Origin of the sequence: Lysobacter lycopersici, assembly GCF_007556775.1 — a bacterium.
In the GTDB taxonomy this organism is placed as follows: domain Bacteria; phylum Pseudomonadota; class Gammaproteobacteria; order Xanthomonadales; family Xanthomonadaceae; genus Pseudoluteimonas; species Pseudoluteimonas lycopersici.
Genome location: NZ_CP041742.1, coordinates 424754 through 437983, shown reverse-complemented (window position 1 = coordinate 437983; position 13230 = coordinate 424754). Strand labels below are relative to the sequence as shown.

9 protein-coding genes are annotated in these 13230 nt (G+C 66.7%); all 9 read right to left on the bottom strand.

Features of this window, described 5'->3' with window-relative positions; all coding sequences use genetic code 11:
- Window positions 1-32 precede the first annotated feature (32 nt).
- The 9 genes from gyrA to smc all read right to left on the bottom strand — a co-directional run bounded on the left by gyrA (window position 33) and on the right by smc (window position 13081).
- Window positions 33-2597: a DNA gyrase subunit A gene (gene gyrA / locus FNZ56_RS02305; RefSeq protein ID WP_143878300.1), complete on the bottom strand. Its 2565-nt coding sequence runs from the start codon at window positions 2595-2597 to the stop codon at window positions 33-35.
- Window positions 2598-2808: 211 nt separating this feature from the next.
- Window positions 2809-3864: an S-methyl-5-thioribose-1-phosphate isomerase gene (gene mtnA, locus FNZ56_RS02300; protein ID WP_143878299.1), complete on the bottom strand. Its 1056-nt coding sequence runs from the start codon at window positions 3862-3864 to the stop codon at window positions 2809-2811.
- 28 nt (window positions 3865-3892) lie between these two features.
- On the bottom strand, window positions 3893-4456 hold the full coding sequence (locus FNZ56_RS02295; RefSeq protein WP_246064662.1) for a DUF3011 domain-containing protein: 564 nt from the start codon (window positions 4454-4456) through the stop codon (window positions 3893-3895).
- Window positions 4457-4546: 90 nt separating this feature from the next.
- Window positions 4547-5524, bottom strand: a complete 978-nt coding sequence (epmA, locus tag FNZ56_RS02290) for an EF-P lysine aminoacylase EpmA (RefSeq protein WP_143878298.1) — start codon at window positions 5522-5524, stop codon at window positions 4547-4549.
- A gap of 83 nt (window positions 5525-5607) precedes the next feature.
- Window positions 5608-7704, bottom strand: a complete 2097-nt coding sequence (ligA, locus tag FNZ56_RS02285) for an NAD-dependent DNA ligase LigA (RefSeq protein WP_143878297.1) — start codon at window positions 7702-7704, stop codon at window positions 5608-5610.
- Window positions 7705-7713: 9 nt separating this feature from the next.
- Window positions 7714-8181 carry a GNAT family N-acetyltransferase gene (locus tag FNZ56_RS02280; protein ID WP_185970771.1) on the bottom strand — a complete coding sequence of 156 codons (468 nt, stop codon included), beginning with the start codon at window positions 8179-8181 and terminating at the stop codon, window positions 7714-7716.
- 69 nt (window positions 8182-8250) lie between these two features.
- Window positions 8251-8829, bottom strand: coding sequence for a hypothetical protein (locus FNZ56_RS02275; protein WP_143878295.1), 579 nt, complete (start codon window positions 8827-8829; stop codon window positions 8251-8253).
- Between the two features lie 3 nt (window positions 8830-8832).
- Entirely contained in the window at window positions 8833-9543 is a 711-nt protein-coding gene (zipA, locus tag FNZ56_RS02270) for a cell division protein ZipA (protein WP_143878294.1), read from the bottom strand.
- 25 nt (window positions 9544-9568) lie between these two features.
- Entirely contained in the window at window positions 9569-13081 is a 3513-nt protein-coding gene (smc, locus tag FNZ56_RS02265; protein ID WP_143878293.1) for a chromosome segregation protein SMC, read from the bottom strand.
- Window positions 13082-13230 lie beyond the last annotated feature (149 nt).

The following is a 13230-nucleotide window of genomic DNA, read 5'->3' as shown; positions in this document are numbered from 1 at the left end:
GCCGCCTTTTTCGTTCCCGCGACCTGTCTTGCTCAGCCTGCGGCGTCGCCCGACTCGGTTTCCTCGTCGTCCAGCGACGCATCCACGCGCTCGATCGCCTGCAGGCTTTCGCCTTCGCCAAGGCGGATCAACGTCACGCCCTGGGTGTTGCGCCCAACCTGGGCGATTTCCGCGGCGCGCGTGCGCACCAGGGTGCCGCCGTCGGAGATCAACAGCACCTCGTGGTGCTCACTGAGCTGGATCGCGCCGACCAGCTTGCCGTTGCGCTCGGTGGTCTGCAGCGCGATCACGCCCTGGGTGCCGCGGCCCTTCTTCGGATAGTCCGCGACCGGGGTGCGCTTGCCGTAGCCGCGTTCGCTGGCGGTAAGGATGTCGCCTTCGCCGTCGAGCACGACCAGGCTCATCACCTGCTCGCCTTTCGCCAGCTTCATGCCGCGCACGCCGGTGGCGGTGCGGCCCATCGGGCGCACGGTCTCGCCGGCGAAGCGCACCGCCTTGCCGTTGCTGGCGAACAGCATGATGTCGCGGCTGCCGTCCGACAGTTCCGCGCCGACCAGCGCGTCGCCTTCGGCCAGGTTGATGGCGATCTTGCCGCGCGAGAGCCGATAGGCGTATTCGGTCAGCGGCGTCTTCTTCACCGTGCCGTTGCGGGTGGCGAAGAACACGTACAGGCCTTCGCTGTACTCGCGCACCGGCAGCACCGCCTGCACCTTCTCGCCTTCCTCCAGCGCGATCCAGTTGACGATGGGCCTACCGCGCGCATGCGGGCCGGCGTCGGGCAACTGGTGCACCGGCAGCCAGAACACGCGGCCATTGCTGGTGAAGGTGAGCAGCGTGTCGTGGGTGTTCACCAGCCACAGCTGGTCGATGAAATCCTCGTCCTTGGTCGCCGCCGCATTGCGCCCGCGCCCGCCGCGACGCTGCGCGCGGTACGCCGTTACCGGCTGGCGCTTGGCGTAGCCGGCGTGCGACAGCGTGACCACCACGTCTTCGGGCGCGATCAGGTCGAGGATGTCGAGGTCTTCTTCCGAAGCCCGGATTTCGGAACGGCGCGCGTCGCCGAATTCCTCCTTGAGGTTCCTCAGCTCGGTGCGGATCACGTCGAGCAGCACCGCGGGTTCCTCGAGGATGCGGATCAGCCCGCGGATTTCCTCGAGCAGCTCGCGGTATTCCTCGGTCAGCTTTTCCTGCTCCAGCCCGGTCAGGCGGTGCAGGCGCATTTCCAGGATCTGCTGCGCCTGGGTGTCGGTGAGCTGGTAGCCGTCGGCGAGCAGGCCGACGCCGGCCGGCAAATCCTCGGGACGCGAGGCATCCGCGCCCGCGGCCGCGAGCAGCGCACCGACCAGGCCCGGCTGCCAGCGCCGCGCGAGCATGCGTTCCTTCGCGACCTGCGGGCTCTCAGAGGTCTTGATCAGCTCGATCATCGCGTCGATATTGGCGAGCGCGACGGTCAGGCCTTCGAGGATGTGGGCGCGGTTGCGCGCCTTGCGCAATTCGAAGATCGTGCGGCGCACGACCACTTCGCGGCGATGGCGGACGAAGGCTTCGAGGATCTGCTTGAGGTTCAGCAACTGCGGGCGGCCGTCGACCAGCGCCACCATGTTGATGCCGAAGGTCGATTCCATCGGCGTCTGCGAATAGAGGTTGTTGAGCACGACCTCGGCCGATTCGCCGCGCTTGACCTCGATGTAGATGCGCATGCCGTCCTTGTCGGACTCGTCGCGCAGTTCGCTGATGCCTTCGAGCTTCTTTTCCTTGACCAGCTCGGCGATCTTCTCGATCAACCGCGCCTTGTTCACCTGGTAGGGGATCTCGGTGACGATGATCGATTCGCGGCCGTTGTCCGCGACCTCGACCTCGGCCCTGGCGCGCATGCGCACGCGGCCACGCCCGGTCTTGTACGCGAGGTGGATGCCGCCGACGCCGTTGATGATGCCGGCGGTGGGGAAATCGGGGCCCGGGATGTACTGCATCAGGCCTTCGATGTCGATCCGCGGATCGTCGATCAGCGCCAGCAGCGCATCGACGACTTCGTTGAGGTTGTGCGGCGGGATGTTGGTGGCCATGCCGACCGCGATGCCAGCCGAGCCGTTCACCAGCAGGTTCGGCACCCGCGCCGGCATCACCGTCGGCTCGAGTTCCTTCTCGTCGTAGTTGGGCTGGAAATCGACCGTGTCCTTGTCGATGTCGGCCATCAGCTCGTGGCTGATGCGCGACATGCGCGCCTCGGTGTAACGCATCGCCGCGGCGTTGTCGCCGTCGATCGAACCGAAGTTGCCCTGCCCGTCCACCAGCAGGTAGCGCAGCGAGAACGGCTGCGCCATGCGCACCAAGGTGTCGTACACCGCGTTGTCGCCGTGCGGGTGGTACTTGCCGATGACGTCGCCGACGATTCGCGCGGACTTGTAGTAGGGCTTGTTGCTGTGCGCGCCGAGTTCGTTCATCGCGAACAGCACGCGTCGGTGCACCGGCTTGAGGCCGTCGCGGACGTCGGGGAGCGCTCGTCCCACGATCACGCTCATGGCGTAATCGAGGTAGCTGCGGCGCATCTCGTCCTCGAGGTTGACCGGGATGATTTCCTTGGCGAGTTCGGACATCAGGGATCCGTTTTACGGTGGTTTCCACGCCTGCGAACGGCCCGGTTCCGAGCGCGAAAAACAGGCGGATTCAAAGACATGAAATTGTACCATCCGGGGCGCTCGAACGCACCCCGGAATCGCCGAAAAAATCAATGGGTTACGAGGGTTTTCGCCCCTCTTTCGACGCGCTTCGCGCGTCGACCTCTCCCACGTTGGGGAGAGGTGGAAATCAGCTGCCGAAAACCGTCCTCATCGACGTCGCATCCGGGCGTTCGATCACGCCCTTTTCGGTCACGATGGCGTCGATCAATTCATGCGGCGTCACGTCGAACACCGGGTTCCAGGCGCGCACGCCTTCGGCCACGGTGCGTTCACCGCGGTGCGACAGCAATTCGGCCGGATCGCGTTCCTCGATCTCGATCAGGTCGCCCGAGGCGGTGGCCATGTCCACGGTCGAGGACGGCGCCACGACCATGAACTTCACCCCGTGGTGCCTGGCCGCGAGCGCGAGCTGGTAGGTGCCGATCTTGTTGGCGGTGTCGCCGTTGGCGCAGATGCGGTCGGCGCCGACCACGACCCACTGCACCCGGCCGGTCTTCATCAGGTGCGACGCCGCGGCATCGGCGATGAGCGTCGCATCGATCCCGTCCTGCTGCAGTTCCCACACCGTCAGGCGCGCGCCCTGGTTCCACGGCCGGGTTTCGCCGGCGAACACGCGCGCGATGCGATCCGCGGCGACGCCAGCGCGGATCACGCCCAGCGCGGTGCCGAAGCCAGCGGTGGCGAGCGAGCCGGTATTGCAATGGGTGAGCACGCCGCTGCCGGGTGCGATCAATGCGGCGCCGGCCTGCCCCATCGCGCGATTCGCGGCGAGGTCTTCGGTTTCGATTGCCTGCGCTTCGCGTTCCAGCGCATCGCGCCAACCTGCGCTTGCGACATGCAGCGCGGCACGCATCCGCGCCAGTGCCCAAGCCAGGTTGACCGCGGTCGGACGCGCGGCGTTGAGCCGGTCCATCGCCGGTTGCAGTTCCTTCGCCGCTTCAGCGCCGGTCGCGGCTTCGATATCGCGCGATGCAAGCACCACGCCCCATGCCGCGGAAATGCCGATCGCCGGCGCACCGCGCACCACGAGATCGCGAATCGCACCCGCGACCTCATCGCTGCTCGCGCAGCGCACGTATTCGACCGCGAACGGCAGCTTGCGCTGGTCGAGCAGTTCCAATGCATCTCCGGCCCAGCGAATCGGGCGGATGCGGTCGTAGCGTGCGAGCGAGGCGGCGTCCATGCCGCCTAGTTTAAGCGCGGCGAAACTGTCAGTAGACGAGGAAATCCGCGCGGCAGCCACGATCGACCCAGATGCCGTTGCGATCCCAGCCCCAGGTCGAGCCCTGGACGCACGGCGAATCCGACAATCGGCGCTGGATCTGGACGCTGCGATAAACAGCCGCGTTGCAGCGGCGCATGCGGTTGTCCTGCGATTCGCAGCGCACGGTCTGTCCCTGCCCGTATCCACCGCCCGGATACGAGGGGCCTCCGCCGTAACCGCCGCCGGTCACGAACTCCGCACGGCAACCGTTGGAAACCCACACCCCGGAATTGTCGTAACCCCAACTCCGGCCCTGGACGCAGGGGCTGTCCGACAACTGGCGATTGATGCGAACCCCGTAGCGGGTGTCCATGCTGCAACGGCGCATGCGGTTGTCCTGCGATTCGCAGCGGAATACCTGGCCCGTGGAACCGGGATAGGGCTGCTGGTTGCCGTACGGATTGCCGTAACCGTTCCCGCTTCCGTAATCGCCCGGATAGCCGTAGCCGACGCAGCCGCCCAAGGCCATCGTGGCGGCGAGGATCGAAGCGGTTCGAATCGTGTGGCGCATGGCATTCCCCCGTTCGGTTGCGACCCGATGCGAGCATTCCAGCACGAAGGCATACGCGAGGTGAATCCGCCGCGGCTCGCGGCGCCCCGTTCAGGAACGGGCGAACTCGAACGCCAATACGTCCGCGATCCGGCCGCTGCCGAGCATGGCCATCAGTAACCGGTCCATGCCGAGGGCGACACCCGAGCATTGCGGAAAACCGGCATCGAGCGCGGCGAGGAAGGCCTCGTCCAGCGGCGGTTCGACCGAGCCGCGTTCGCGGCGGCGTTCGAGGTCGCGAACGAAACGCGCGCGTTGCTCGGCCGCGTCCGTGAGTTCGTGGTAGCCGTTCGCCAATTCGACCGGGCCGAGGTAGAGCTCGAAGCGTTCCGCGACCGGAAATCCGTAGCCATCGTCCCGCAACCGCGCCAGCGCGCACTGCGACGCCGGCCAGTCGATGATCGCCAACAATTCGTCGTGGGCGAACGCGGGCTGCAGGCGATGCGTCATCAGCAGGTCGAGCCAGTCGTCGCGGGTCAAGCCGGCCGGATCGATGGCGACATCACCCAGTGCCGCACGCAATTCGCCTTCGTTCGCGACGAACGGGTCGATGCCGAGCGAATCGCGATAAAGATCGCGATAACGCGCCACGCGCAACGTCGCCGAACGCCCGAGCAGCGCCAGCGCGGCGTTGATCAGTTCCGCGGTTTCGTCGGCGAGTCGCAGATGGTCCCAACCGACGCGATACCACTCCAGCATGGTGAATTCGGGGTTGTGGCGGCCGCCGGCTTCGCCGTCGCGAAACACCCGCCCGAGTTCGTAGCAATCGCCCAGCCCCGCCGCGACCAGGCGTTTCAAGGGATATTCCGGCGAAGTCCGCAACCAGCGCGTGCGCGGCGCGCCGTCGGTGCGGCCGGAGAATTCCAGCGAAAACGAGGCGATGTTCGGTTCCGTATTTCCGCCGCGCGACAGCACCGGCGTTTCGACTTCCAGCACGTTGCGAGCAGCGAAGAATTCACGAACCAGCGCGTTGAGCCGTGCGCGCAGGCGGATGGCGTCGAAGGAGGCGGAAGGTTGCCAGTCAGTCATCGCGACTTCCCTGTAGGAGCGCCTTTAGGCGCGACGCCTTTGCGAAAAGCGATCGCGGCTGGAAGCCGCTCCCACAAAAGCATTCATGCATGCTGCTCCAGGAACGCGAGCAATTGCGCTTCGTCCCAGACCTCGATGCCGAGTTCCTGTGCCTTGGCTAGTTTGCTGCCGGCAGCCTCGCCGGCGACGACCAGCGAGGTCTTCTTCGACACGCTGCCGCTGACCTTGGCGCCCAGTGCTTCCAGCTTCGCGCCGGCTTCGTCGCGCGACATTGCCGCCAGCCCGCCGGTGAGCACGACCGTCTTGCCCGCGAGCGGGCCTTCGCTGGTGCGTTGCGGCGCACCTTCCTTCCAGCGGACGCCGGCCGTGCGCAGCGCCGCGATCACCTCGCGGTTGTGCGGCTGCGCGAAGAAATGCTCGATGCGTGCGGCCACGACCGGGCCGACGTCGGGCACTTCGGTGAGCGTTGCCTCGTCGGCGTCGATGATCGGCTGCAGCGCGCCGAAATGCCGCGCCAGCGTCTTCGCCGTGCTTTCGCCGACGTCGCGGATGCCGAGTGCGTACAGCAGCCGCTCCAGCGTGGAATCGCGGCTGGCATCGATCGCGGAGACGAGGTTTTCCGCCCATTTGGTCGCGATCTTGCCTGCCTTGACCGTTTCCGGGACGATGCCGGCGGCTTCGTCGGCGCGCTGCTTGATCGAAACGAAATCCTCGACCGACAACGCGTAGAGATCGGCGACGGTACGCACGCCGCCGAATTCCACCAGCGCCATGATCAGGCGTTCGCCAAGGCCCTCGATGTCCATCGCGCGGCGCGAAGCGAAGTGGAACAGCGCCTGCACCCGCTGCGCCGGGCAGAACAATCCACCGGTGCAGCGCGCCACGACCTCGCCCTCCTCGCGTTCGATCGCGGAACCGCAATCGGGACAGGTCTCCGGCAATTTGTATGGCGCATGCCACGGTTTGCCCTTCGCGTCCAGCGGGCGCTTGTCCAGCACCACGCTCACCACTTCCGGGATCACGTCGCCGGCGCGGCGCACGATCACGCTGTCGCCGACCCGCACGTCGAGGCGCGCGACCTGGTCGGCGTTGTGCAACGTCGCGCGAGTCACGGTCACGCCGCCGACGTGCACGGGCGTCATCAGCACCCACGGCGTCACCGCGCCGGTTCGTCCAACGTTGACCTCGATGGATTCGACCGTCGTGACCTGTTCCTGCGCCGGGAACTTGTGCGCGATGGCCCAGCGCGGTGCGCGCGAGACGAAACCCATCGCACGCTGCTGGTCGTAACGATCGAGCTTGTAGACCACGCCGTCGATGTCGAATGGCAGCGAATCGCGCTGCGCGCCGATGCGTCGGTAGTAATCGAGCAAGCCTTCAGTTCCGCGCACGGATTCGACCAACGTCGATACCGGGAAACCGAGTTCTCGCAACCACGCCAGCGTCGCCGTGTGCGTCGCCGGCAATGCCGAAGTCGGCACGACCTCGCCCAGCGCATAGGCGTAGAACGCTAGCGGCCGTTGCGCGGTGATGTGCGGATCGAGCTGGCGCAAGGAACCGGCTGCGCCGTTGCGCGGATTCGCCAGTGGCTTGATCTTGCCTTCCGAAGCGCGTGCTTTCTCGTTGTAGGCCTCAAATCCCGCGCGTGGCATGTACACCTCGCCGCGGACTTCGAGAATGTCGGGCGCCTTGCCTCGCAATTTGAGCGGGATCGCCTTGATCGTGCGCAGGTTCGCGGTCACGTCCTCGCCGGTCGCACCATCGCCGCGGGTCGCGCCGCGCACGAACGCGCCGTGTTCGTAGCGCAGGCTGATCGCAAGCCCGTCGAGCTTGGGTTCGGCCGAGAATGCGGGCTCCGCATCGCCGGTTTCCTTGCCGATGCGCGCGACGAAATCGGCCACTTCCTGATCGCTGAACGCATTCGCCAGCGACAGCATCGGCATCGCGTGCACGACTTCCGAAAACGTCCCGGTCGGCGTCGCGCCTACGCGACGCGTCGGCGAATCGACATCGGCGAGTTCGGGATGCTCGGCTTCCAGCGCCTCCAGTTCACGCAGCAGCCGGTCGTACTCGGCGTCGGTGATGTCCGGATCGTCGAGCACGTGGTAACGATGGTTCGCGTCCTCCAGCCGGCGGCGGAGTTCGGCGACGCGGGCGTCGGGAGTTGGTTTGGAAGCCATGCCGTGATTCTAGCTTTCCTTCGCTCCGCCAACAGGCTTGAACATGGTGATGTCTGTCGCCTCGAAGCCGAGCTTTTCGTACAGCGAACGGGCCCCGCGATTGTGGCCGAAGACGTGGAGGCCGATTCCCTCCAGGCCGAGGCGACGTGCTTCCTGCCCAAGCGCGTCCAGGGCACGTTCGGCATGTCCTTGGCGGCGGAATCGCGGGTCGATGGCGATGTTGTAAACGTAGGCGATCCGGCTCCCGGAGCGTTCCTTGATCGCGAACCACAGCATCCCGACGGATTCGCCATCGGCATCGACGATGGCGAAAAGATGGTTGTCGGGAGTGTCGATTCCCCGCGGAAGCAGTTCATCGAGCGAAGCGCGCGATCGGGCGAGTGCTTCACTCTCCAGCCATTCGCCGGACTTCACCTTTTCCGCCGCATAGTCGGGAATGATCGAATCGCACCACGCAGCGAATTCGAATTCGGTCATTGGGCGTAGCGGCGACATGTCATCCCCTTGCATGACAACGAGAACTTATCCGCCAGATCAAGCAGGCTCTCAATATGTCTCGACTTTCCAGACCTCGACTTCTGCGAGCTTTCCATCGACAAACGAGCCGATCACGCTGACGTCGACATCGAACATCGCATCCACCGGCATTGCGGCCCTCTCTGCGTCCGTTGGCTTCCGCTGCGACTCGAAGTAAGCGTTCCCCTCGCCGTTTTCCCAATGGAATTCGCCGCCGACAGCCGCGCTGAATTCCTCCTTGCCCATGCCGAGGCGCAACCCCGCCAATTCCATCGACGGCACGGGCATGGTGCTGGGCCATGTTGCGCAATGTGTACGAGGAACATTCGAAAATGAAAAACCGATCAAATCGGTTTCGCCGCCAATTTCGCCCGAAAGAAAGCTGATATTGCCGCCGGGCACGCGATAGCAAAGTCGTGTCTCGGAATCACCGGCGTCACCGGTATGGACTGCGTCCGTGGCGCCCAGTCTGCGCTGTACGTCATCGAGCGTGCCGATTCCAAGCTGGAATCCGGCGTAGGAAGTAAAACGTTCGCCGTCATCCCCTGCAAACGCTGTCGGAGAAAGAACTCCCAGCAATGCCGCGAACAGCGCGCCGGAAATTCTCAAGATTCACCACCTCGCCGGCTTCAGCGGCGGCGCTTCGCGCTGCCTGTCGTAGGCGCGCAACTCGTCGCGGATGCCCTGCACGCGCTGGCGGCTGAGCGCATTGCGCGACTCGTCCAGCACTACGCCACCGAGCAGATCGGCCATGCGTTCCGCGGTCGGCTGCATCATCTCCCACGCATCCAGCGCCGAAACCGGTGCCGGCAGGGTGAGGAAGAACGCGATCGCCGGCGTTTCCAGTTCCTGGATCGACGCCATGTCGAAACTGCCCGGCTTCATGATGTTCGCCACGCTGAATACCGGCCCGCGTTCCGGATGGCCTTCCACCAGCCGGTGGAACACATTCATGTGCCCGTAGGTCAGGCCAGCCTTCTCCGCCGCGACCACGATGTCCGGCCCGCGCAACTTCTCGCCCGCGTGCGCCGCGATGTAGATGGTGACGATCTTGTCGAACGCATCGTCCGGGCGGCGCCCGAGGTCGCTGGACGCATTCGGCGCTTCATCGCCGAGATCCAGCTCCGGTTGTTCTGTGTCGTCGCGGACGCCGATCCCGTGCGCGAACTGGTCGGAGATCCGCGGCTCCACGCGTTCCCCGCCCTCGCCTGCGCGGCGCCGGCCCTGCCCGCCCTTGCGCGGCTGCCCGAAATAGATGATCGCGCCGAACAACACGATGCCGGCGACCAGGATGGCGAGGCGCAACAACCAGACGTCGGACATGCGTTCTTCTCCTCGTTGCGAGACCTCAGGCGGCGCCAGCGAGGCGCGCGGCCTCGGCCAGGTCCACCGATACCAGCCGGCTGACGCCGGGCTCGCGCATGGTAACGCCCGAGAGCTGCTGCGCGGCTTCCATCGTCGCCTTGTTGTGGGTGACGAACAGGAACTGCACGTGCGCGCTCATCTCGCTGACCATCGCGGTGAAGCGGCCGACGTTGGCTTCGTCCAGCGGCGCGTCCACTTCGTCGAGCAGGCAGAACGGCGCGGGATTCAGCCGGAAAATCGAAAACACCAGCGCGACCGCGGTCATCGCCTTCTCGCCGCCGGAGAGCAGCGAGATGTTCGACACGCGCTTGCCCGGCGGGCGCGCCATGATCGCGACGCCGGCGTCGAGCAGGTCCTCGCCAGTGAGTTCGAGGTACGCATGCCCGCCGCCGAACAGGCGCGGATACAGCTCCTGCATGCCGGAATTGACGCGGTCGAAGGTGTCCTTGAAGCGGCCGCGGGTCTCGCGGTCGATCTTGCGGATTGCTTCTTCCAGCGTTTCCAGCGCGGTGGTGAGGTCGGCGTCCTGCGCGTCGAGATATTCCTTGCGCTGCGCGGCCTCGGCGTGTTCCTGGATCGCAGCGAGGTTGACCGGCTCCAACCGGCGCAACTTGGCGTCGAAATCGGTGACCGCCTTTTCCCACGCGGCGACGTCGGCGTCGTCGGCGAGCGTGGCGACCACGTCCTCGAGCACGAAGCCCGAGGTCGAAACCGCGTCGGCGAGCTGTTTCGCGCGGATGTCCAGCGCCTGCTGGTCGAGTCGGCGCTGACCGATGGCTTCGCGCTGGGCGATGGCCTGCTCGTCGCGCTGGTGGCGGGTCTGTTCGAACGCACGCAGGTCGTTGTCGATGCCGTCGAGCGCGGCGCGCGCGGTGGCGAGTTCGCGGTCCGCGACGACGCGCTTTTCCAGCACGGACTGGCGTTCGTTTTCCAGCGATGCGACCGGCGAATCGCCGTCGGCGAGCTGCGCGGCGAGTTCGCCGAGGCGACTGTCGAGCTGGCCACGCTGGCCGCCCATGCGTTCCAGCGACTGCGCCAGCGCGACGACCTGCGCGCGCTGCGATTCCAGCGACAGCGCCGCGGCGTGGGCGGCATCGCGCGAAGCGCGCGCGGAACTGCGCGCCGAATCGAGCGTCTGCGCGAGGCCCTGGCGTTCGGTGTCGAGCGCGGCACGCGAAGTTTCCAGTTCGGCCATGCGCGCGACGGCGGTTTCCAGCGCGCCGCGGGCGTCGCGGGCCTGCGCATTGCTGTCGGCGAGGGTCTGCGCGAGCTGTTCCGCTTCCGCCTCGATCCGCGCGATGCGCTCGCGCGCGCCGTCGAGCCGGCCCTGGTGGCTCTGCAACTGGCCGGCGAGTTCGGCGACGCCGCGATGCGCCTGGTGCAGCGAGCGCTGCGCGTCCTCGCGTTGCTGTTCGGCGGCCAGCGCGCGGTCGCGCCATGCGGTCAGGCCACGGTCCAATTCGTGTTCGCGCTTCGACAGCGTTTCGATTTCGCCGCGCAGCGCCTGCATGTCCTTTTCGCGCAGCAACGCGCCCTGCTTGGCCGCACCCGAGCGCAGCACGCGCACCCAGCCGGCGCCGAGGCGTTCGCCGCCGCGGGTGATGACGGATTCGCCATCGCCCAGCCGCGATTGCAGTGCGCGCGCTTCGGCCAGGGTTTCGGCGAAACGCAATTTGGCGAGGATGCGGCGGATCGCGCGCGGGCCCTGCACCTTCGCCGCCAGCGAATCCGGCGGGAATGCTTCATCGCCGGTTTCGGACGCGACCAGCGCAAGGCGACCATCGCCGAGCTCGCCGAGCTCGCCGAGCGCGTCGACCAGCGTTTCCGGCGATTCGACCAGCACGCCTTCGACCAGCTGGCCGAGCGCGGATTCGACCGCGTTTTCCCAGCCCGGCTCGACGGTCAGCGAAGCGCCGACGCGCGCGGCGGAGTCCAGCCCGTGCTGGCGCAGCCATTCCATGGCTGCGCCCTGCTCCTGCCCGAGCGCGGCGTGCTGCAGCGTTTCCAGCGAAGCGAGCCGGCCGCGCGCTTCCTGCGCAGACTTGCGCACTTCGGCGAGTTCGGCCTGCGCGTTGCGGATCTCGTCCTGCAGCGCGACCACGGCCTGCTTGCGCTGCTCCACCTCGGCTTCGAGCCCGGCCAGCGAAGCGCTCTTTTCCGCATGCTCCGACTGCAGCCCGGCGAAAGCCGCGGCCAGCGCGTCCAGGTCGAAGTTCGCGCGTTCGGCGGCGAGCGCGTCGCGGCGACGGCTCGCGTCCAGCGCCTGGCGATCGAGGTAATCGACGCGGGTGCGCTCGACGTCGGCGGCGCGGTTGGCTTCGGCGCGGTCGCGGCCGTGCGCGTCCCAGCGCTGCTGCCAGTCGGCGAGCGCGGCTTCGGCCTGCTGCAATGCGGCCTGCTGCGCTTCGTCCTCGCCGCGCAAGCGCGCGTGTTCGGGGTCGGCGGCGGCGATCGTCGCCTGCAGTTCGGTGAGGCGCGACTGGTCGCTGCCGATGTGCTGGCCGAGTTCGGCCAATGCGGTTTCCGCTTCGTTGCGCGCGCGCTGCAGGCGTTCGGCGAGGTCGCGCTGGTGCGCGATCTGCTGCTCGATCCGCGCCAGCGCGCCGCCGACTTCGTACACCGCGGCCTGCGCCTTGTTCAGCGCCTCGGCCGATTCCTCGCGGCGCACGCGCCCGGTTTCGATCTCGCGCTCGGCCTCGCGCTGCTCGGCGATGAGCTGCTGCAGCCGCGTTTCCTCCTGCGAAAGCGCTTCGCGCAGGCCTTGCAGCTGCCCATCGAGGCCACGGAATTCCAGCGCCTTCCACTCCGCGTCCTTGACCTTGCGTTCGGCCTGGATCGCGGTGTACTGCTCCGCCTGTCGCGCTTGCCGCTTCAAATGTTCGAGCTGCTTGCCGACTTCCTCGCGCAGGTCGTTGAGGCGGTCGAGGTTCTCGCGGGTGTGGCGGATGCGGGTTTCGGTTTCCTTGCGGCGTTCCTTGTACTTGGAGATGCCGGCGGCTTCTTCGAGATAGACGCGCAGGTCTTCGGGGCGCGCTTCGATGATCTGGCTGATCATGCCCTGCTCGATGATCGAATAGCTGCGCGGGCCCAGGCCCGTGCCGAGGAACAGGTCGGTGATGTCGCGGCGGCGGCACTTGGCGCCGTTGAGGTAATAGGTGCTCTGGCCGTCGCGCCCGACCGTGCGCTTGACCGAGATCTCGTTGTAGGCGGCGAACTCGCCGGTAACGGTGTGGTCGCTGTTGTCGAAGATGAGTTCGACCGTGGCCTGCGCCACCGGCTTGCGCGCGGACGAGCCGGAGAAGATCACGTCGGTGAGCGAATCGCCGCGCAGGCGGCTGGCGGCGCTTTCGCCCATCACCCAGCGGATCGCGTCGATGATGTTGGATTTGCCGCAACCGTTGGGACCGACCACGCCGGTCATGTTGGTCGGCAAATGCAACGTGGTCGGATCAACGAAGGACTTGAAACCGGAGAGCTTGATCGTGGACAGGCGCATGCGGCGGTTCTGTGCTCGCTAGCCCTCGGCGCGCAGGCGCGACCGCGGGTCATGGAAAAGGTCAGGAAAGTCCGCCAAACCATTGATCTGAAAGGCGGGGCAGCGGCCGAAGCACGCGAGCCAGCGTCGAGTATAGCGGTGGATGCGCG

Coding starts and splice junctions, on each gene's coding strand:
- epmA (WP_143878298.1), bottom strand. CDS start 5,524: ATGACTGACTGGCAACCTTCCGCCTCCTTCGACGCCATCCGCCTGCGC.
- FNZ56_RS02295 (WP_246064662.1), bottom strand. CDS start 4,456: ATGCGCCACACGATTCGAACCGCTTCGATCCTCGCCGCCACGATGGCC.
- FNZ56_RS02280 (WP_185970771.1), bottom strand. CDS start 8,181: ATGACCGAATTCGAATTCGCTGCGTGGTGCGATTCGATCATTCCCGAC.
- gyrA (WP_143878300.1), bottom strand. CDS start 2,597: ATGTCCGAACTCGCCAAGGAAATCATCCCGGTCAACCTCGAGGACGAG.
- mtnA (WP_143878299.1), bottom strand. CDS start 3,864: ATGGACGCCGCCTCGCTCGCACGCTACGACCGCATCCGCCCGATTCGC.
- ligA (WP_143878297.1), bottom strand. CDS start 7,704: ATGGCTTCCAAACCAACTCCCGACGCCCGCGTCGCCGAACTCCGCCGC.
- zipA (WP_143878294.1), bottom strand. CDS start 9,543: ATGTCCGACGTCTGGTTGTTGCGCCTCGCCATCCTGGTCGCCGGCATC.
- smc (WP_143878293.1), bottom strand. CDS start 13,081: ATGCGCCTGTCCACGATCAAGCTCTCCGGTTTCAAGTCCTTCGTTGAT.